Raw genomic sequence first — 21,610 nt, forward strand, 5'->3', positions numbered from 1 at the left:
TTAATTTTGTTTATTGGTTTCATTGTCAATTAAAATTAGCAAAAGATATCCGGATTAAAAAGGAGAGGGAAAATGATTAAAACAATACAATTCTATGATCTTGATAAGCTAGAATCCCATGATCGAAGTAGATTGCTTGTAAGAACAGAGTCCGATATGGCGCAATTCATTGAGGGGGTTAAACCAATCATTGAAAAAGTCAAAAACGAAGGGGATGATGCGCTCGTTTATTATGCGCAAGAATTTGATAAATCTTCGATTACCAAACATACAATCAAAGCCGAACCTGATGATTTCGATCGTGCTTTCAAAGCATTAGATTCGAATCTTATTGATTCGTTAAAATTCGCCGCAAACAGAATTAAAAAATTTCATGAACACCAAATGCCTGAGCTGATGAATTTTTCAGAGCAATTTCCAGGGGTATTTGTTGGTGACCGTTTTTCCCCTATCCCTTCTGTTGCTTGTTATGTTCCCCGCGGGAAAGGATCCTTTCCCAGTGTTGTTCTGATGACGACTATTCCTGCTGTTGTTGCAGGGGTTAAACACGCTTATGTTATTACCCCTCCTGGTCCTAACGGTAAAATAGATGATGCGACTTTGGTAGCTGCTAAATTGGCTGGGATCACTGAGGTATATAAATGTGGTGGTGCACAGGCAGTGGCTGCTGCTGCATACGGAACTGAGACTGTTCCAAAGGCAGTAAAGATAGTTGGCCCAGGTAGCCCCTGGTTGGTCGCTGCGAAAAAACAGTTATCAGATATCATTGACCCGGGTACTCCTGCGGGGCCCAGCGAGTCGTTGATTCTTGCCGACGGCAGTGCCTCGGCAGAAATAGCAGCCCTGGATTTAATAATCGAATCAGAACACGGCCCTGATTCATCTGCCTTTTTGGTCACGCCTAATCGGGATTTAGCCCAAAAAGTAATTTCTATTCTTCCCACTCTTTGGGCGAAGATGAGTGAAAATCGTGCTGATTTTTCCTCTACAGTTCTATGTGGAGAGAAAGGTGGTGTCATTTTAACTAAAGACATGGATCAAGCCATTGAATTTGTAAATGATTATGCTCCTGAGCATCTTGAGGTCCTTAGCAAGGAGCCTTTAAATTATCTGGGAAAATTGATTACCCCAGGAGAGATTCTTTTGGGCCATCATACACCGATATCACTTTGTAATTTTGACCTTGGACCAAATGCAGTCTTACCGACATCGGGTGCAGCGGAAACAAGCTCGCCGTTATGTGTGTATGATTTCTTGAAAATGACTTCAATTGGTTACGTCACTTCTGACGCTTATCCTGAACTCGCAAAGCATGCGCACACTATCGCTACTTATGAAGGTTTTGATGGGCATGCCCTGGCAGTTTCAGAACTCAGGAAAAAAGCCTTGGAAAAATTGTAGTCTTATTGTTGTTGCCTGAATAAATTGAAAGGGGGGGACCCATGGAACTAAAAACAAAATTTGCAGGTTTTTCTTTAAAAGGGAAAAAAGCTCTCGTAACTGGCGCTGGCCAGGGTATTGGGAGATCGTTAGGTCTTGGATTGATAGAAGCTGGAGCTGAAGTTTCTTTCACCGATTATAATCTTGATCTTGCCAAAAAGGTAACGAAAGAAGCGTCAGATATGGGGGGAAAAGCTCATGGGGTGTTTATCGATGTGACAGATTTGAAAAGTATTCAATCTGGTTTTAATGAAGGTGCCAATCTGATGGGAGGGTTGGATATATTAGTTAACAACGCCGGCATTGAACAAGTTTGTGATAGCTTATCCGTGGATGAGGCAATCTGGGATAAAATAATAGGTGTTAACCTTAAAGGCGCTTTCTTTTGTGCCCAAGCGGCCGGTAAGATAATGACGGATCAAGGGCTTGGGTCCATTGTGAATTTGTGCTCGCTTACCTCATTTGTTGGTGTGCCGACTGCGACCCCTTATACAAGCAGCAAAAGTGGGCTTCTGGGTATGACCCGTTCCTTGTCATCGGAATGGGCCGGTAAGGGTGTTCGAGTCAATGGTATTGCACCGGGATATTTTAAGACACAGCTTACGGATGTTTTTTATCAGGATGAAGATTGGAGAAAGTCAATGCAATCTAAAATACCCATGGGTAGATTTGGGAAAATGGACGACTTGATTGGTGCCGTAATATTCTTTTGCTCAGAAGCCTCTGCTTATGTAACTGGACAGGTAATTGCCATTGATGGTGGGTACTTGTCTGCTTTGTAGATATAAAATAAAAGGAGAAGAAAAAATGTTTCAAAGAACCAGAGCCTTAACTATTTTTGGAATTGCAGTGTTGTTGACTCTGTCGCTGGTGGGGAGTGTTCAGGCCAAGGCGCTTGTCTTTGGTATGACAGGACGCGATATGACTCCTCCTTATGCTCGTGCTATCGAGGCTGGCGCAGAGAAAAAAGCCCATGAGTTAGGTGTAAAATTATTACTAAAGGACTCACAAAACGATATCCTCAAGCAATTATCGCATATTGATAGTTTTATCGTGATGGGAGTGGATGCTGTTCTTTTTGAAGGCACTATCGATACACGTGCCATTGTTCGGGGTATTGAAAAACTTAACAAAAAGGGCATTCCAATAGTTGCCCTGGATAACTCTCCTGAAGGTGGAAAAGTAGCCTATTGGGTATCATTTGATATTGAAGATGCATCACGAAAAGCCGCAGAGAGTTTTATCGGGGGAATCAAAGCAAAACATGAAGGTAAAATACCGGAAGGTGTTGTGCTTGAAATTACTGGGGCTTTAGGTGACGGTTTTGCCAATGACTGTACGAAGGGCTTTGATTCAGTATTAAATAAATACCCCGGCCTTACGGTTGTACAGGGGGAAGGTAAATGGAACAATATTGATTCATTTAAAAGAACGAGTGACCTGTTAACGCGCTATAAAGGACAGATTATTGGTATCTATGTGCACACACCCGATATTATGGGTCAAGGAGTCGTCCAAGCCATAGAAACAGCGGGTCTAAATCCAGCTGATTATTCAATTTCCGGTATCTGTATGGGACCGGAGGGACGGGAACTTATTAAAGAGGGCAAAATTTATTCAATTGTTCAACAACCGGCTATGGCATCCGCCGAGATTGGTGTCCAGCTTTTGTATGATATTGTAACAGGCAAGACAGATCTTCCTAAGAAGGGTGAGATTCTCAATGTTCCAAATGCACACTGGTCTCCCGCACCCATTGTTGATAATCCTCGTTGTAACGGGTTGATGATTAAATTGAATGCACCCGTTGTTCCGCAAGAAGTTAAAGCGGATGATCCTCGTCTGTGGGAAAATATTTTAACCAAATAAGCCTTATAATTTATTCTAACACATACTTTCGGCAGGTTAGGCGGTTTCCGATCCGGGCGAAAGTATGTGAAGAAAAACAGCAATGACATTAAGGGGAACCGACCCTGGTACAAATCATAAGCAGGAATCAATGAGACCTGCTTCCTTTTGACTCCTGAATAGTAATCGGTCCCATTGTATGATAAGCCAGGTGACTATTGAAGTCGTTAAATATTAATAAATTTATTGGGTAATAAACCATGTACCAAACAACAGAGCCGATGCTTGATAGAACAAAAAAAGTTCTTTTAAAATTAAAAAATATTTGCAAACTGTATCCTGGAACGGTTGCTCTTAATAAAGTAAATGTTAATATAAAAGCAGGTGAATGCCACGGTATTATAGGTAAAAACGGAGCCGGTAAAACGACTCTTGTAAAAATAATTTCTGGTGTAATACCACCAAGCACTGGAGAAATTTTTATTGACGGTAAATTGTGTCATAACCTCACCCGGCGACAGGCAAAAAAACTTGGAATATCTATTGTTACTCAAGAACCTCAAATAATACCGGAATTTACGGTTGCCGAGAATTTATTATTTCCAGATTACCATTGTATGTTTGGAAAACAAATTAGCTGGAACAAAATATACAAAATAGCCGAAAAAGCTCTTTTGGACGCAAAGTTTCCAATGCAGCTTGATGCTACTGGCGCAGATCTAAGTGTCAGTGAACAGCAACTTTTGCTTGTTATTAAAGCTTTTTTTGTAGATCAAAATAATATCGTTATTCTGGATGAAGTCACCTCAGCTCTTTCCCAAAAAGATCAGGAATATTTATTTGAGCTAATTGATCAGCAGAAACAACAGGGTAAGGCGATTATATTGATATCTCATCGCATGTCAGAAATAATCAGGATGTGTGATAGCATCACTGTATTAAGGGATTCAGTGATTGTTGTTAGTAAATCCAAGGGTAAAATGGATGTAAACGCTCTTTCTAAATTAATTATTGGTGATAATTATGTAGCTGAAACCCCTGACGAAAACAAAAAGGAATCCAAAGTTTATACCAAGCCAAAGTCACTTCTGAATATTAACAATTTAACCGTCGCCGGTAAGTTTAATAAAATTAATCTTGCTTTAAACCAAGGTGAAGTGGTTGGACTCGCCGGACTGCGCGGGAGCGGTCGCACTGATTTAATGAAAACTATTGGCGGGGCTAATTGGCGTGATGCTGGAGAAATCCTTCTCAATGGGACCCCCATAAATTTTAGGACCCCAAAAGATGCTTTTCGGGTTGGTGTCGCTTATTTGCCCGAAGATCGTGATGGAGAGGGCCTGGTGGAGATACTGAGTGTAAAAGATAATATTTCGTTATCCTCTTTAATGAAATTTACCAATAAGTCGATAATCGATACTCACAAAGAGAGCTCGACTGCTCAAAAATTTATAGATTTTCTCGATATTAAGGTTAGCACCCAGTTACAGCAGGTACAAACACTGAGCGGGGGAAACCGGCAGAAGGTTGTTATCGCCAGACTAATGGCCGCAGAACCTACTGTGTACCTACTCGATGAACCTACCAAGGGTATTGATATTATGGCTAAAAATTTTATCCTTAATATTATTCGAAATGATTTATCCAAAGCCGGTGGTGTTCTGATGACTTCTCCAAGTGTAGAAGATCTGATGTTAGTGTGTGATCGAATTATTGTGCTTTATGACGGCAGTATAGTCCATGAATTTAATAGAAATCAGTTTAATCCTAATCAAATTTACCTTGCCATACAAGGGGTCAATGTTCGGCCTGAGAGCAAGGCCGTAAAGGAAGGGTAACTATGCCAAAAAAAATGCATTTCCAACTCTTTGTTCTAAATAACCTGATCTGGGCAATTCTGATCATATTTTTTTCGATAAATGCCCTATTTACACCGAGTTTCATGCAATATGACAATGTAATTAATATCTTTTATCACTCCTCTATCTTGGGTATGCTTGTTCTAGGGCAAGGCTTAATACTCCTGACAGGAAACCTGGATCTTTCCCTTGAATCGACACTTGCATTTGCACCGGCAGTTGCAATGATTACAGCGACGCAGTGGATTCCTGGATTAAATCCATATGTAACAATTTTATTGACTTTGATTATTGGCGGTTTAATCGGTTTTTTTAATGGAAGTATTGTTGCTTATTTAGGAATTCATTCCTTTATCCATTCATTGTCAATGCTGATTATTTTGCGAGGTGTCACACTTTTTTTAGTGCCTTTTGCAATATTTAAACTTGACCCAGTTTATTCCTTTGTCGGAAATGAAAGAATAATAGGTAATATGCCTGTTGCGGTAGTTTTAATGTTCGCCGTCTTTCTGATAATGCATTTTGTTATGGGTAAAACTCCTTTCGGACGGTATTTGCTTGCCACAGGAGGTAATCCTGATGCAAGCTATATTTCCGGAATAAATACTAAACAGATAGTTACATACGCTTTTATATGTGCTGGAGTCTTGGCTGCAATAGCTGGTTTGCTAGCTGCCGGAAGACAAGACGCAATAAATAACACGATGGGTAAAGATATGGTTTTACTCTCATTTGCAGGTGCAATTTTAGGCGGGTGTAGTCTGGACGGAGGGAGAGGAACACCCCTTGGAATGTTAGGTGGTGCATTACTTTTGGGGATGATTGATAATTCTCTTACCTTGATCGGCGTAAATGTTTTTCTGCTATATGCCTGTTATGGTATTATTATTTTTCTTGCTGTGCTTCTTGACCGGGCAAAAACAAAATGGCGTGACCACCTCTTTCACCAGGAAAGTTTAAGAAAACTTGAAGAAAATGTTGAGCAACGAGTCGCTTGCAAAACTGCATCGGCATAACCCGAATCAAAGGAAACAAATATGAAAGCGGCACAGTTTTTTAAAGCTAATACTTTGCGTATAGAAGAAGTCCCTGACACTCAAATCGAAGAAAAAAACCAAGTCAAAGTAAAAATCTCTGCTGCCGGCATTTGTGGATCAGACTTACATGTTTATCGTTCAGGTGCATATATCACCCGGACACCGATCACTATGGGGCATGAATTCTCAGGGCAGGTTACTGAAATCGGAGATAAGGTTAAAGATTTTAAGGTTGGTGACTGTGTAATTGGAGATTCCCGCGTATACTGTTATAATTGCAGATATTGTCTCGCAAAAAAGTATAATAATTGTGAAAGTTTAGGATTTCTCGGGGAAGTGTGTGAAGGTGCATTCGCTGGTTCGATAGTTGTTCCGGCTAAAAATCTTCTTAAAATATGCAAAGATGTTCCTGCCCCGATAGCCGCCCTTGCTGAGCCATTAGCCGTAGCCCTACACGCTATTGGTAAAAGCATAACTGAGGGAAAAAGAATTTTGATATTTGGAGCGGGGCCTATAGGTGCTCTGATACATGCTGTTTTAATAAAACGGGGTGTTAGCGATATCACTATTGCAGAAATCTCTGAATATCGGCGTGGTGTGATTTCAGAGACCCAAAGTGATTCCATTATTACCGCCATACCAGAAGGAAAATTTGATTTAATTTTTGAGACAACCGGCTCTGCAATTGTGTTAAAAGACCTTCTTCCCAAAGCCTTGGACAAGGATGCCGAGGCAATTCTCGTTGGCCTTTTCTCCAAAGAAATGCTGTTTAATTTTACTGATATTGTGGAGCACGGGTGGAAATTTATAGGGAGCAACTGTTTTGATAAAGAGTTACCTATGGCGGTAAAATTGTTAGAGGATAACTATAAAGATTTTCAGCATGTTGTGAGCCATCAACTGCCAATCATAAATACTCAGGATGGATTTGATCTTCTTTTATCTCCAGAAGCAAAGGCTATGAAAGTTATCTTAATACCCTGAAATAATTATATTGGATGATGAGTCAACTATATTTCTTGTTTGGTCCAATTAGATTTTGACTATAAGACCATGAAACAATTGATAGAGACAGGAAATTTTTCTGATTAATCAGTCCTTTCCATCCACCAGGATTTCATGCAACTTTTTTTCAAAAAATTCTGACCTTTGGTAATTCGACAAAGTTGCGGAAAAAATCAATAAAATTGAACAGGAAGCTGATGATCTTCGGATCAATTAATGATCAAGAGACTTTAAAGCAGAACCAATAATATTGATTATTACAGGAAGAATATAATCTGACATCACTTCTGTCTTGGTATCCTGAATCTTTATTCCCGGAATAAGGACAATATGGCTTAAAGGATATTTTTTCAGGGTTGATAATTTTGCATCTGCTGAAAATCCTACCTGTATGCGCTTATCCCGAATAATAACTCCTTAAATTTCATACCCAAATCATATAAAAGAAAGGAAAAATAAATAATATGAAAAATATTGATGTTTCAAATGCAATGACCATTAAAATGGATGAGATTTTTACACAGCTTCCCCCCATGCCTGATTTTGAAGAAGGAATCAGAAGAGCGCCAAAACGGCCCATGACCCTTAATCGAGGCGAAGTCCAGCTGGCACTGAAAAATGCTCTGCGATACCTGCCCGAAGCCTGGCACGAAAAAATGGCGCCTGAATTTTTGGACGAACTTTTAATTTATGGCCGGATCTATGGGTATCGATTCAGACCTGTGGGTCGTATTTATGGTAAATCCATTGACGAGTACAAAGGAAAATGTGTTGAAGGCAAAGCGTTCCAGGTGATGATAGAAAATAACCTGGATTTTGAAATCGGGCTGTATCCCTATGAAATGGTGACCTATGGTGAAACCGGTCAGGTATGCCAGAACTGGATGCAATACCTGATCATTAAAAAATATCTTGAAAATATCACCCAGGATCAGACCCTTGTGGTTGAATCCGGACACCCTCTGGGACTGTTTAAATCCTCTCCTACATCTCCCCGGGCCATTATCACCAATGCCCTGATGATCGGGCTTTTTGATGATCAGGAAAACTGGGAACGGGCCATGTCCCTGGGGGTTGCCAATTATGGACAGATGACGGCCGGCGGATGGATGTATATCGGTCCCCAGGGAATTGTACACGGCACCTATGGTACGCTTCTAAATGCCGCCAGGCTTGAGCTGGGTGTTCCCGAGGATGGAGATCTTACAGGAAAGCTTTTTGTCACATCCGGTCTTGGCGGCATGAGTGGTGCCCAGGGGAAGGCTATCGAGATTGCCAATGGGGTCGGCATCATCGCAGAAGTTGACGAATCCAGGATTAAAACCCGGTATGATCAGGGGTGGGTCAGCATGGTTACAAAAGACCCTGGTGAAACCTTTAGCGCAGCAAAAAAAGCAATGGAAGAAAAAAATGCCCTGGCCATTGCCTTTCACGGGAATGTGGTGGATCTGCTGGAATATGCTGTTGACAACGATATTCACATTGAGCTGCTGTCCGATCAGACATCTTGTCACGTGGCCCATGGCGGCGGATATTGTCCCCAGGGCCTGACCTTTGAACAGCGCACCGACATGCTTAAGGATGATCCTGAAAAATTTATTGAAATGGTGGATAAAACCCTTGTTCATCATTATAAACTCATTAAAGCCCTGGTGGACAAAGGGACCTATTTCTTTGATTACGGCAATGCATTCATGCGGTCTGTCTTTGATGCAGGAGTTACCGAAATTTGTAAAAACGGGGAAAATACCCTGGACGGCTTTATCTTTCCCTCCTATGTTGAAGATATCATGGGGCCTTTGATGTTTGATTATGGTTACGGCCCCTTTAGATGGGTATGCCTCACCGGTAAACAGGAAGATCTGTTAAAGACAGACCAAGCAGCCATGGGCTGCATTGATCCGGACAGAAGAAGCCAGGACCGGGATAATTATATCTGGATCAGGGATGCCCATAAAAATAAGCTGGTGGTTGGAACCCAGGCCAGGATTCTCTACCAGGATGCCATGGGCCGGGTGAACATAGCCCTTAAATTCAACGATATGGTCCGGCAGGGAGAGATAGGGCCCGTGATGCTGGGCCGGGATCACCACGATACCGGCGGAACAGACTCCCCCTTCAGGGAAACGGCAAACATCAAGGACGGCAGTAATATCATGGCGGATATGGCTGTCCAGTGCTTTGCCGGAAACTGTGCCAGAGGTATGAGTCTTGTGGCCCTGCACAATGGTGGCGGCGTTGGAATCGGCAAGGCTATTAACGGCGGATTCGGCTTGGTCCTTGACGGAAGCTCACGCATAGACGACATCATAAGACGGGCCATGCTCTGGGATGTCATGGGCGGTGTTGCAAGACGTTCCTGGGCACGGAACGAACATTCCATGGAGACCTGTGTGGAGTTCAATGAAATGTGCAAAGGCGAGGCCCATATTACCATCCCCTACCTTACCGATGAGGCCATGATCCAGGCGCTGGTGGATGAAAAATTAAAAAAATAAATTATTTAAATCTTCCTTGGGTTTTCAGCTGGCAGATGATGTCTGGCTGGAACCCCAGGGAAAAATGCCGAGAGAAAAAAATATGAACGGAAATCTAATCATAAAAAATGCTTCCCAAGTGGTTACCTGCAGCGGATTTAAAGCAAAGCAGGGAAAAGAGATGTCTGATCTTGGCATCATCGAAGAGGGTGCCGTGATCATCCAGGATGGCATCATCAAAGATGTGGGTAAATCCAGCGAGATTCTCAAGGATTTTAATACCGAAGGGTTTAAGGTGATTGATGCCAAAGACAAGGCGGTGCTCCCCGGGTTTGTGGATTCCCACACCCATTTTGTTTTTGGGGGGTACAGGCCGGATGAGTTTGCCTGGAGGCTCCGTGGAGACAGCTACATGGATATCATGAACCGGGGAGGGGGCATTGCAAATTCAGTCAAAGCCACCCGGAATGCCACAAAACAATCTCTTGTGGTTTTGGGGTTAAAGCGACTGGATTCCATGATGGCCTTCGGGGTGACAACCGTTGAAGGCAAGAGCGGTTACGGGCTGGACCGTGATACTGAGATCAAGCAGCTTGAGGTGATGAAAAAATTGGGAGACAAACATCCTATGGATATTGTATCTACTTTTCTGGGAGCCCATGCAATTCCTCCTGAATTCAAGGGAAAAGAGGATGAATTCATTGATCACATCATTGATATGCTGCCTGAAGTGGCTGAAAAAAAACTGGCTGACTTTTGTGATATCTTTTGTGAGAAAAATGTTTTTTCTCTGGATCAGTCGAAAAGATTGCTTTTACGGGCAAAAGAACTGGGGATGGGTGCCAAGATCCATGCAGATGAAATTGTCCAACTGGGCGGTGCAGAGCTTGCTGCGGAGGTGGGAGCTGTGTCTGCCGACCATCTTCTCCAGGCATCGGACCAGGGCATAAAAGATATGGCAGAAAAAGGGGTTGTGGCAACTCTTTTGCCGGGCACGGCATTCAGTCTAAAAGAGTCCTATGCCCGGGGACGGTATATGATTGACCAGGGGTGCGCTGTTGCATTGGCAACGGATTTTAACCCGGGTTCCTGTTTTTCAGAGTCCATTCCCCTTATATTTGCCCTGGCAACATTGTACATGAATCTGAGTACTGAAGAAGCGATCACAGCACTGACCATAAATGGGGCTGCAGCCATCAACCGGGCCCAGAGCATTGGGAGTATTGACAAGGGAAAGCTGGGGGATCTGATCATCCTTGAGTTTCCATCCTACCGCTTTATCCCCTACCATGTGGGGGTCAATACTGTGGAAACGGTCATCAAGAAGGGAAAAATTGTTTTATCTGAAAAAAAATGATGCAATCCTTTGTTTGTACCCATCAATATATATGAATTGTAATTTTAGGAATAAAAAAAATGAAAAAGATAATCGAGTGTGTGCCCAATTTTTCTGAAGGGCGGGATGAGGCAATCATCAAGGCCATTGCCGATGCGATTCATGACACCCCAGGGTGTACACTGCTGGATGTGGACCCGGGCAAATCCACCCATCGAACGGTTTATACCTTTGTGGGGGATGAGAAAACCGTTATTGAGGGGGCGCTTGCAGCCGCAAGGGTGGCCAGGGAAAAGATCGATATGGCACTTCACAAGGGAGAACACCCCCGCTTTGGTGCCATGGATGTCTGCCCCTTTATTCCGGTGGCCAATGTGACCATGGAAGAGTGTGCTAAGGTTGCAAAAGAGTTTGCCAAGCGGGCTGCAGATGAACTTGAGGTGCCCTTTTTCCTTTACGAGGAAGCCGCCCAGCACGAGTCCCGGCGTAAGCTGCCCGATGTCCGCAAAGGAGAGTACGAGGCCCTGGAAGAGCGGTTAAAAGATCCTCATTGGAAACCTGATTTTGGTCCGGCCAAATTTGTACCCTCCTGGGGTGCAACCGCCACGGGCGCACGGATGTTTCTCATTGCCTATAATGTGAATATTTTGGGTACAGCTAACCAGGCCCACCGCATTGCCCTGGATTTAAGGGAGGCCGGCCGGGGCACGGGTCAGCCCGGAGAGTTGAAGGAGGTCAAGGGCATGGGCTGGTATGTGGATGAGTATAATCTAGCCCAGGTCACCGTCAACCTGAACAACTACAATGTGACCCCCATTCATGTTTTATTTGAAGCGGTTAAAAAGAAAGCCGCGGCACTGAATATAGGGGTGGCAGGTTCCGAGATTGTCGGTATTGTCCCAAAAGAGTCCCTGCTCATGGCTGCCGACTATTATATTCAACAAGAAAAGTTGTTCATTTACGAAGAAAAGCAGAAAATTCAGCTGGCCATTGACCGTATGGGACTCAATTCCGTAGCCCCTTTTATCCCCAGGGACAAGGTGATTGAATATATTGTGGCCGAACCGCCTGAAGAACCATTGGCGTCCATGAGCCTGCGGGGGTTCATCGAGGAAATAGCCGCCCGTACATCAGCACCCGGAGGAGGGTCTGCCTCTGCTGCCATGGCAGCCATGGGAATTGGACTTGGATCCATGGTTGCCAAACTCACCCAGGGCATGAGAAAATTTGAATCTGTGGAATCCCAGATGCAGAAAAGCATCCCGGTCCTCCATGAATTGACCAAAGAGCTGATTCCCATGATTGATGCGGATACCTCTGCCTTTAACGAATACATGGAGGGTCTGAGACTTCCCAAGGGCACCGAGGCAGAAAAACAAATTCGCTTAGCAAAGATGCAGGCCGGCCTTAAGGCGGCTATCCAGATCCCTTTGACCACCATGCGTCTGGGGGATCGAGCATGGGATACCCTGTGCGAGGTGGCAAAATTCGGTAACCCTGCATCCAAATCTGATGTGCAGGTGGGGGCAAAAGCCCTTGAAACCGGTATATGGGGAGCATTTCAAAATGTCCTTATCAATATGAAAAATATCAAGGATGAACCCTTTAAGGCCGAAACTATGGCTGAAGCCATGGCCATTGAAAAACGCGCCAGGCAAATGTGCGCCAGAGTGCTTGAAATCCTGAAAACCATTTAAGCGCAGGGGATGATTTAATGGTTCTGGAATATCAAATAATCGGGCCGGAAGATTTTAAGGAACTACCCTGGAAAAACGGCCAGGGAACCACCGTCGAGCTCCGGGTTTGTCGTGGGGATACCGGGGAAGGATTTTTCTGGAGACTCAGCCGGGCCCATGTCTGCAGCGATGGACCCTTTTCTGATTTTTCAGGATATGACCGCATATTGGTTCTTCTGGCCGGCAAGGGTATGGATCTCTTCCACGAGGAGAGTGAAGGCTGTCAATTAAGCCGGGCATTTGATCGAGTAAAATTTTCCGGAGACTGGAAAACCCGTGCTTTTTTGAAGGACGGGCCCATTGAAGATTTTAACATCATGACAAAGCAGGGACATTGCACGGCAAAGGTGGATGTATTCACGTCCTTTGGAGAAAATCAATTGGCCGTTGATGCCCGGGAATTCCTGGTATATGCCCCCGATCATGCAATTAGTATGAATGGCCTGGACAGCAAAAATATTTTGTTGCCCAAGGGCCATTTGTTTGATCTGAAGGGGCCGGTTGCATTGCCATGGAAAATCAAGGGAGAGGGCGTGATCTGCATCCAGATCCGTGCTTTCTAATCTCCCGTTTCAGGAATCCTGATTTGGGAATATGGTAAAAAAATGGAAGAAAAAAATGACCAAAAAAAGTAAAACAATCAACCATATGATAGACAAAGACTGGTGTAAAGGATGTGGTATCTGCGTTCATTTCTGCCCCAAACACGTATTGGAACTTGACCGCTGGGATTTTTGCCATGGTGGCCAACTGTGCCCTGGCACCTGCCTCCAAACTGGCGGTGGAAAAGTGGGCTGCCAAAGATGTCTATCTGGACATTGAACAGCCATCCAGGTACAGCACTTGTACCGGAGCATGGATTTTCTGCTTGAACATAAGGTACAGGCAGACGACAGTTTGTCATCGCCTATAACCCGGAGCAGGCTGAACATGACCGCCATGTCCGCGAAAAAAATCTGGAACGGATCAAGGTCGAACTCGAAGCCCTGGAAAAGCAATCCGGAAAAACACATCTCAAAACCAAATACGCGTTGTTGGCCCATAGATCCATGGGAGTTATTGTCAAATGTTGTGTATGGCATCAGGCAGCGTATCGTTCCTGTTCGACGTCATTCACAAATTTAACTCCCTTTATTAACAATCCCAGTTTTTCATGATGGTGTAATCGAATCCACCGTTTCTGTGCGGATTCACAAAGCTTAAAAGCCATAGACAAAACCGTCCTGGATGAAAAACAGTTCCTGACTTTTGCTGTTCTCAATCTCACTGTGGCGAACGTTGATTCTATGGGATTGCTCGTTCTTATATGCCGCCAGTGCTCAGCAGGGAAATCATAAAAATTCAAAAAAACATCGCGGTCTTTCTCCAGGCATTTGGTTGCCCCTGGGTACTTGGCCTCGTAGATTTTTAAAAATGAATCAAAAGATTTCTCGGCTTCGGACTTGGTGGGTGCCATCCAGATTTTGTGAATATTATCCTTGGCCGTTTTTTTGCAGGCTTTTGGGCAGTTTGTTCAAAATATTGGCCGTCTTATGAACCCAGTAGCGTTGCCATCTGGTTGTATCAAAGGTTTTCGCCAGAGCCTTCCAAAACCCAAGCGATCCATCACCGATGGCAAGCTCAGGGGCGTTTTCAAGGCCTCTTCGTCTTAAATCTGTTAACAAGGACAGCCAGGAGGATTCACTTTCCCGGTATCCGCCCTCAACGGCTATCAGCTCTTTTTCACCGTCACGGGTAGCGCCGATGATAACCAGAATGCATTGCCTGTCATCCATTCTGACATTGCAGTAAACGCCATTGGCCCAGATGTAAACATAGTGCTTTCCGGAAAGGTCTCGCTTCAGCCACTGTTCATATTCTTCTGTCCAAACTGATTTTAATCGGCTGATCGTGGGAGCAGCGAGCCCGGGCGCACTTTTTCTGACCAGCGCAGACAAAGCCTCGGAAAAATCTCTCGTGGATATTCCCTTTAAATATAGCCAGGGGATCAGGGCTTCCATGCTTTTGGTTTTTCTCAGATATGTCGGTACAGAGGATACACCACCTAACACCTCATACACAACTTTTGATTATATCTCATCGACTCATTCTCAGCGTAATATCCTGGAAAAATTGAAAATATCTATGCCAAAGAGGATAAAGTCCTTCGCCGGCACCCCTTAAAACCCCCTAATTTTGTGGGTACTACGCCATTTTTTGGGATTGCTGCATCCCTTTATTGACAGGTGTCTTGAAGTTTCGTAAACTTACCACTGTCGAACACAGGATTACAATAGGGTTGTCAAGCCAAAAAATATCAAGTCATATGATAAAAAAACTCAGGTCTGGAATAGCGGCGTACTGATATACCGCTCCCCGGTATCGCACACAATGAACACCACGGTTTTTCCGGGATGCTGCCCGGCCACCTGTGTGGCGGCATGAAAATTGGCACCCGATGAAATTCCGCACAGCAATCCATAATCTTTTGCCAGTTTTTTTGCACCGGCAAAGGCCTGGTCCTCGGACACGGTGACGATCTCATCGATGATGTCGCGGTTCAGGTTGGCGGGAACAAACCCGGCACCGATCCCCTGAATTTTGTGGGGACCGGGATTTCCCCCGGACAGCACAGGCGAGTTTTCCGGTTCCACGGCCACGGACAAAAGATCCGGTTTTTTTTGTTTGATCATTTCCGATACCCCGGTGATGGTGCCGCCCGTGCCCACACCCGCCACAAAGATATCGATTTTTCCATCCAGGGCATCCCAGATTTCCGGGCCCGTGGTGGTGCGGTGGATTTCCGGGTTGGCCGGATTGGAAAACTGGTCCGGCATCCAGGCGTTGCCGGTTGTTTCAACCAGGTTTTGGGCCGCCGCGATAGCGCCTTTCATCCCTTTTTCCCCGGGTGTCAAATGCAGTTTCGCGCCTAAGTGGGCCAGAAGCTGCCGGCGTTCGATGCTCATGGTTTCAGGCATGGTCAGAATCAGTTTCAGCCCCTTGACCCGGCACACAAACGCCAGGGCAATGCCGGTGTTGCCCGAAGTGGGCTCCACAATCACCGTGTCCGGATTGATTTTTCCGGTTTTCACCCCATCATCGATCATGGCCAGGCCGATGCGGTCCTTGACCGAGGACAGAGGATTGAAATATTCCAGTTTTCCATAGATGTCGGCCCCGGTGGCCCGGCTTGCCTTGTCCAGATAGACCAGGGGAGTGTTGCCGCAGGCCGCAGTGATATCAGGCAGTTTTTTCATTTTGATATTCCTTGTGTGAGGGCGGGTGTTTGTAAACCAGCTTGGGAGATTCCATGAATACCTTGGTGTCCGGCGGGATGGAAGAGGTGAGCCACACATTGCCCCCAACCACGGACCGGGTCCCGATCACGGTGTCTCCGCCTAAAATCGTGGCCCCGGAATAGACAATCACATCATCTTCAATGGTGGGATGGCGTTTGGCGCCCCGGAGTTTTTCTCCGGCATCCGGAGGAAGGGACAAGGCGCCGATGGTCACATTCTGATAGATCCGGACATTGTTTCCGATTTCCGATGTTTCACCGATCACAATACCGGTGCCGTGGTCAATGACAAACCGCCGGCCGATGGTGGCGCCGGGATGAATATCGATGCCGGTCAGGCTGTGGGCCTGTTCGGTCATGATCCGGGGCAGCTGGGGCACCTGGAGCCTGAACAGCCGGTTGGCAATCCGGTACACCATGGTGGCATACAGTCCCGGATAGGAAAAAATGACTTCATCATGACTTTTGGCTGCCGGATCGCCGGCATAGGCCCCTTTGACATCCTCGGCCAGTTCCCGCCGCAGTTCAGGGATGGCCCGGATCATGGTCAGGGCGGCATCATGTCCCCGGGGTTCGCATTCCGTGCACTCCAGATCATATCGGTGGCAGTCATGGCGAAGCACATGAATGATCTGTTCGGACAAAATGTCATACAGCTGGGACACGGATTGACCGATGTGGTAGGTCAGGTTGGCATGGTCCACTTTTTCTCTGGAAAAATATCCGGGAAACAGCACTTGTCTGAATTTTTCAATCATGTCCTGAACAGAGATGGAAAAATGAATGGGTTCGTCACCGATATGGGCAAAACAGGTGTCATCATCCAGAGATGCGATGATGTCCCGGATGGCCCCGGGCAGTTGGCTGCGCTGCTCAGGAACACGATTGCCGTCGATTTTGCAGGTGGAACAATGTTGTGCAGAATCATTCATTCTCAATGCTTCCTTTGTCTGGTTCGAAAATTTTGATGAATACCGGACATTTCCGGCAGGCTTCCATTTTTTCCGCCCAGGAATGATACGATTCTCCGTTGCATCGGGTGCCGTTGATGAACCAGCAAAGATCTCCGGAATTGAATTCCCATGCCGGGCAGTTTTCCAGGCGGCTGCCGGAGCACTGGTTGATGTCCCAGCATTTATTTCCCTCTGTGTCCTTAATATTCAATGTCTTGTGCAACAGGAAAAGAGATTGTCGTTCCACATGGTGAGGGATTTTCCGCCACCCCTGCTCATAGCTGTGGATGGCTTTGATGGAAATTCCGAGCAGCTGGGCCAGCTCTTTCTGGGTTTTTCCCAGCCGGGTTCTCAGATATTTGAAATCTTTGGGATCCATGCGTGTCCTTAGGTTCATACGATTCTGTTAAGACTTAACCACTCTTTCATGTGTGAAAATATACCACAGAGTGGTGGGTGTCAACGATGAAATTTTTAAAAGACCTGAATAATACAGGGATTTGGTTGACGAATATGTTTGTGATATTACTTTATATGCAAAATTAAATTAATAATGAAAGGAACCCAAGGTGACATATGAAATTAGATAAATTGACCATGAAATCCCAGGAACTCCTCCAATCCGCCCATGAAACGGCCCGGAGAAAAAACCATGCCGCCATTGAGCCGGTTCACTTGTTGAGCGGTTTGGTTGCGGACCGGGAAGGTGTGGGTGCAGCGATCCTGAAAAAAATCGGGGCGGATATGTCTGCGGTGACCGCTGACGTGAAACAGGCAGTGGAAAACCTGCCCCAGGTGTCCAACCCGGCGGACATTTATCTGTCCCGGGACAGTCAGCAGGTGCTGGATACCGCATTCAAAGAAGCGGACAAGATGAAGGACCAGTACGTCAGCCTGGAACATCTGTTGCTGGCTTTGACCGGGGCCAGAGGCAAGGCCGGGGAGATCCTGAACCGCCAGGGTGTGACAAGAGATGCCATTTTGTCTGTATTGAAAGACATCCGGGGCAACCAGAGCGTGACCGACCCGAATCCGGAAGAAAGATACCAGGCCCTGGAAAAATACGGCCGGGATCTGACCCAGCTGGCCCGCACCGGCAAGCTGGATCCGGTGATCGGCAGGGATGAGGAGATCCGGCGCATTGTCCAGGTCCTGTCCCGTCGCCGCAAGAACAATCCGGTGCTTATCGGCGAGCCCGGGGTGGGTAAGACCGCCATTGTGGAAGGCCTGGCCCAGCGTATCGTGGAAGGGGATGTGTCCGATTCCCTGAAAAACCGGCGGGTCGTGGCCCTGGACATGGGGGCGCTGCTGGCAGGCGCCAAGTTCAGAGGCGAATTTGAAGAACGGCTCAAGGCCGTGCTCAAAGAGGTGGAGGCGGCCGAAGGAGAGATTGTGCTGTTCATCGACGAGCTGCATACCGTGGTGGGGGCAGGGGCTTCCGAAGGGTCTGTGGATGCGTCCAACATGCTCAAGCCGGCCCTGGCCAGAGGCACCCTGCGGTGCGTGGGTGCCACCACGTTAAATGAATACCGCAAATATATAGAAAAGGATGCGGCCCTGGAGCGCCGGTTCCAGCCGGTCATGGCCAAGGAGCCCAGTGTGGCGGACACCATCTCCATTCTTAGAGGGCTCAAGGAAAAATATGAAGTCCATCACGGCATCCGCATCAAAGATTCCGCGCTGGTGGCGGCAGCCACATTGTCCAACCGGTATATCGCAGACCGGTTTTTACCGGACAAGGCTGTGGATCTGATCGATGAGTGCGCCTCCAGGCTGCGTATCGAAATCGATTCCATGCCAAGGGCCATTGACGAGGTGCAGCGGAAAATCACCCAGGCCCAGATCGAGCGCCAGGCCCTGCTCAAGGAAAAAGACCCGGCATCCAGAGAGCGGCTTGAAAAACTGGAAAAAGAAATCGCCGCCATGTCCGAGGAGATCGGGCCCATGAAGATGCACTGGGACAGTGAAAAAAAATTGATCCAGGAAATCTCAGGTGTCCGGGAGGAACTGGATAAAGCACAGACCGAAGCCCAGATGGCGGAACGCGCCGGAGATCTGGAAAAAGTGGCCCAGATCCGGTACGGCACCATGACCCAGCTGCAAAAAACCCTGGAAACCAAAAAACAGGAACTGGATGAGCTGCAAGAGACCAGCAAAATGCTCAAGGAAGATGTGGATGAAACCGATGTGGCGGAAGTGGTGTCCGCCTGGACCGGTATTCCGGTATCCAAGATGCTGGAGGCGGAACAGGAAAAACTGGTGCACATGGAAGACTATATCAAACGCCGGGTCATCGGCCAGACCCAGGCCATAGATGCGGTGTCCAATGCGGTGCGCAGGGCCAGATCCGGTCTGTCTCCCGAAGACCGGCCCATCGGCACATTCATTTTCATGGGACCCACGGGCGTGGGCAAGACCGAGCTGGCCAAATCCCTGGCCGAATTCATGTTTGACAGCCAGCAGGCCATGGTGCGGCTGGATATGTCTGAATACATGGAAAAACATTCCGTGGCCCGGCTCATCGGAGCCCCTCCCGGATATGTGGGTTATGACGAGGGCGGGTTTCTGACCGAAACCGTGCGGCGCCGGCCTTATTCCGTGCTGTTGTTTGACGAGATCGAAAAAGCCCACCCGGATGTGTTCAGCATCCTGCTCCAGGTCCTGGATGACGGGCGTATGACCGACGGGCACGGCCGGACCGTGGATTTCAGAAACACCATCATCATCATGACCTCCAATGTGGGGTCCCGGTTTCTCCAGGAATCGGGCAGCAGTGGTGGTTTTTCTTCAGAGGAAGTGGATGCGGGTATTGCCCGGGCATTGAAAGAGGTGTTCCGGCCGGAATTTTTGAACCGGATCGATGAAATCATCACCTTTCATGCACTGGACCGGGAACATATCGAACAGATTGCCGCCATCCAGATTAAAGATCTCAACCGTCGTCTGGCTGTCCGGGATCTGACCATCCAAATGGATGAAGCAGCCATGGCTTATCTGGCGAAAAAAGGATATGACCCCAGTTTCGGTGCCAGGCCTTTGAAACGGGTCATCCAGCGGGAAATTGAAAACCCGTTGTCTCTGGCGCTGTTAAAAGGGGAGTTTGTCAAAGGAGATACGATCCGCTTTACACTGGATGATGCCGGACAGGGCTTGGTGTTCGGTCATTGATGTCAGAGCCGCCGGCTGAATTCCCTGGCATCTGCATTGCTGTTTAAAAATCGATACAAGGTGGCCCGGCCGACTCCGAGAACCCGGGCCGCCTTTGATTTATTCCCCCCGGTTTTGGTCAGGGCCGCTTTGACCGATGCCACATCCAGTCTGCCCCGGGCAGGTCCGGGTTCCGGCAGGATGTCCGGTTCCCGGAAAGATGAAAAGGTCATGCCCGATCCCTGGGTGATTTCCGGGGGCAGATCCGAAGGCAGAATCTGATCCCCCCGGCATCGTACCACGGAAAACTGGATCACGTTTTTCAGTTCCCGGACATTGCCGGGCCAGTCATAATCGAGCAGCAGGTTCAAGGTGTCACCGGCCAGGGCCGGCATGGTCGCGTTATTTTCCTGTTCCGCCTGTTTGAGAAAATAAGATGCCAGCAACGGAATATCGTTTTTCCGTTGCCGCAGCGGCGGCAGGTGGATGGGAATGACATTGAGGCGGTAATACAAATCCTCCCTGAACCGGCCGTCCCGGACCGCCTCTTTAAGGGACTGGTTGGCAGCGGAAATGATGCGGACGTCCACGGATATTTTTTTTTCCCCGCCCACTTTTTCAAACGTCCCTTCCTGGAGAAACCGCAGCAGTTTGACCTGAATTTTCAGCGGCAGTTCCGCCACTTCATCCAGAAACAGCGTGCCTTTGTGGGCCAGTTCAAACCGTCCTTTTCTTTCCTTGACCGCACCGGTGAACGCGCCTTTGACATGCCCGAACAACTCGCTTTCCACAATGCCTTCAGGTATGGCCCCGCAGTTCACCGGCACAAATGCGCCGTTTCCATATGCGGAAATATCATGAATGGCATTGGCCACCCGCTCCTTTCCCGTGCCGGTTTCTCCGGACACATGCACGGGATAGCTGTATAACGCCACATCCCGGATCTGCCGGAAAATTTCCTGCATGGTCTGGTCTTTGCCGATAATGCCGTTAAAGCTGGACAGGGATTCCGCTTTCAAAGACAAGTCAATGGATTCGGTCAGGTCCCGGAAAGAGGCAATCACCCCTTTGAATTCCCCTGAATTGTCAATGACGGCGGAAACCGTCATTTCCAGCTGCCGGGTGTCGCCGGACCGGGTGACAAACGTGACCGGATATTCCTTGGTATCGGAAAAAAAATCCGGCGTAGCATCGCAAAAAGAGCATTTGGCGCCGCAGAAAGGGGCATTGAACACATCGTGGCAATCTTTGCCCAGGGCCTCTCCTTTTTTGTATCCCGTGATTTTTTCCGCTTCTTTGTTAAATACCGTGATAATACGTTCCGGGGTGTGGGCAATGATCCCCAGTTTGAGATTGTCCAGAACAAGGTTCAGATTGTCGCGGTCCAGCAGGCTGTGGGCAGGGTTTTTCATGGCATGTCATCTTCAGGCAGCAATAGGTTCGGTTCATATGGCACAATTCTGATGCCTTAAATGACACGTTTGTGTATCAAGTG

15 protein-coding genes and 2 pseudogenes are annotated in these 21,610 nt (G+C 47.0%); 12 read left to right on the plus strand and 5 right to left on the minus strand.

What is annotated here, in order from left to right; all coding sequences use genetic code 11:
• Positions 1-72 precede the first annotated feature (72 nt).
• The 11 genes and pseudogenes from hisD to K365_RS29570 all read left to right on the plus strand — a co-directional run.
• Entirely contained in the window at positions 73-1,401 is a 1,329-nt protein-coding gene (hisD, locus tag K365_RS0101925; RefSeq protein WP_024333288.1) for a histidinol dehydrogenase, read from the plus strand.
• A 41-nt stretch (positions 1,402-1,442) separates the two neighbouring features.
• Positions 1,443-2,222 (plus strand): SDR family NAD(P)-dependent oxidoreductase, encoded by a 780-nt coding sequence (locus K365_RS0101930; protein ID WP_024333289.1) that lies wholly within the window; start codon positions 1,443-1,445, stop codon positions 2,220-2,222.
• A 25-nt stretch (positions 2,223-2,247) separates the two neighbouring features.
• Positions 2,248-3,309 carry a sugar ABC transporter substrate-binding protein gene (locus K365_RS0101935; protein ID WP_024333290.1) on the plus strand — a complete coding sequence of 354 codons (1,062 nt, stop codon included), beginning with the start codon at positions 2,248-2,250 and terminating at the stop codon, positions 3,307-3,309.
• A gap of 239 nt (positions 3,310-3,548) precedes the next feature.
• On the plus strand, positions 3,549-5,126 hold the full coding sequence (locus tag K365_RS0101940) for a sugar ABC transporter ATP-binding protein (protein WP_051147804.1): 1,578 nt from the start codon (positions 3,549-3,551) through the stop codon (positions 5,124-5,126).
• Positions 5,127-5,128: 2 nt separating this feature from the next.
• Positions 5,129-6,163 (plus strand): ABC transporter permease, encoded by a 1,035-nt coding sequence (locus K365_RS0101945; RefSeq protein WP_024333292.1) that lies wholly within the window; start codon positions 5,129-5,131, stop codon positions 6,161-6,163.
• 21 nt (positions 6,164-6,184) lie between these two features.
• Positions 6,185-7,168, plus strand: a complete 984-nt coding sequence (locus K365_RS26280; RefSeq protein ID WP_024333293.1) for a zinc-dependent alcohol dehydrogenase — start codon at positions 6,185-6,187, stop codon at positions 7,166-7,168.
• A gap of 485 nt (positions 7,169-7,653) precedes the next feature.
• Positions 7,654-9,687, plus strand: coding sequence for a urocanate hydratase (gene hutU, locus K365_RS0101955; RefSeq protein ID WP_024333294.1), 2,034 nt, complete (start codon positions 7,654-7,656; stop codon positions 9,685-9,687).
• Between the two features lie 160 nt (positions 9,688-9,847).
• Entirely contained in the window at positions 9,848-11,023 is a 1,176-nt protein-coding gene (hutI, locus tag K365_RS0101960; RefSeq protein ID WP_245569123.1) for an imidazolonepropionase, read from the plus strand.
• 59 nt (positions 11,024-11,082) lie between these two features.
• A complete protein-coding gene (gene ftcD / locus K365_RS0101965; RefSeq protein WP_024333296.1) occupies positions 11,083-12,699 on the plus strand; it encodes a glutamate formimidoyltransferase in 1,617 nt (538 codons plus the stop codon).
• A gap of 17 nt (positions 12,700-12,716) precedes the next feature.
• A complete protein-coding gene (locus K365_RS0101970) occupies positions 12,717-13,301 on the plus strand; it encodes a HutD/Ves family protein (RefSeq protein ID WP_024333297.1) in 585 nt (194 codons plus the stop codon).
• 85 nt (positions 13,302-13,386) lie between these two features.
• Positions 13,387-13,449: pseudogene (locus K365_RS29570) on the plus strand (4Fe-4S binding protein); the annotation flags it as partial.
• A 370-nt stretch (positions 13,450-13,819) separates the two neighbouring features.
• Here K365_RS29570 and K365_RS28605 read toward each other — a convergent pair.
• The 4 genes and pseudogenes from K365_RS28605 to K365_RS0101990 all read right to left on the minus strand — a co-directional run.
• Positions 13,820-14,768 (minus strand): annotated as a pseudogene (locus K365_RS28605) (IS256 family transposase); the annotation flags it as partial.
• Positions 14,769-15,056: 288 nt separating this feature from the next.
• Positions 15,057-15,974 carry a cysteine synthase A gene (gene cysK, locus K365_RS0101980; protein WP_024333298.1) on the minus strand — a complete coding sequence of 306 codons (918 nt, stop codon included), beginning with the start codon at positions 15,972-15,974 and terminating at the stop codon, positions 15,057-15,059.
• Positions 15,958-16,947 carry a serine O-acetyltransferase gene (locus K365_RS0101985; RefSeq protein WP_006967817.1) on the minus strand — a complete coding sequence of 330 codons (990 nt, stop codon included), beginning with the start codon at positions 16,945-16,947 and terminating at the stop codon, positions 15,958-15,960. The genes cysK and K365_RS0101985 overlap by 17 nt, the downstream gene beginning before the upstream one ends.
• On the minus strand, positions 16,940-17,347 hold the full coding sequence (locus K365_RS0101990; protein ID WP_006967816.1) for a helix-turn-helix domain-containing protein: 408 nt from the start codon (positions 17,345-17,347) through the stop codon (positions 16,940-16,942). The genes K365_RS0101985 and K365_RS0101990 overlap by 8 nt, the downstream gene beginning before the upstream one ends.
• A 197-nt stretch (positions 17,348-17,544) precedes the next feature.
• On the opposite strand from K365_RS0101990, the gene clpB reads away from it, so the two are divergent.
• Positions 17,545-20,136 carry an ATP-dependent chaperone ClpB gene (clpB, locus tag K365_RS0101995; RefSeq protein WP_024333299.1) on the plus strand — a complete coding sequence of 864 codons (2,592 nt, stop codon included), beginning with the start codon at positions 17,545-17,547 and terminating at the stop codon, positions 20,134-20,136.
• Between the two features lie 2 nt (positions 20,137-20,138).
• On the opposite strand, the gene K365_RS0102000 is transcribed toward clpB, so the two are convergent.
• Positions 20,139-21,527, minus strand: a complete 1,389-nt coding sequence (locus K365_RS0102000) for a sigma-54 interaction domain-containing protein (RefSeq protein ID WP_024333300.1) — start codon at positions 21,525-21,527, stop codon at positions 20,139-20,141.
• Positions 21,528-21,610 lie beyond the last annotated feature (83 nt).

It is taken from the genome of Desulfotignum balticum DSM 7044, assembly GCF_000421285.1.
Taxonomy (GTDB): Bacteria; Desulfobacterota; Desulfobacteria; order Desulfobacterales; family Desulfobacteraceae; genus Desulfotignum; species Desulfotignum balticum.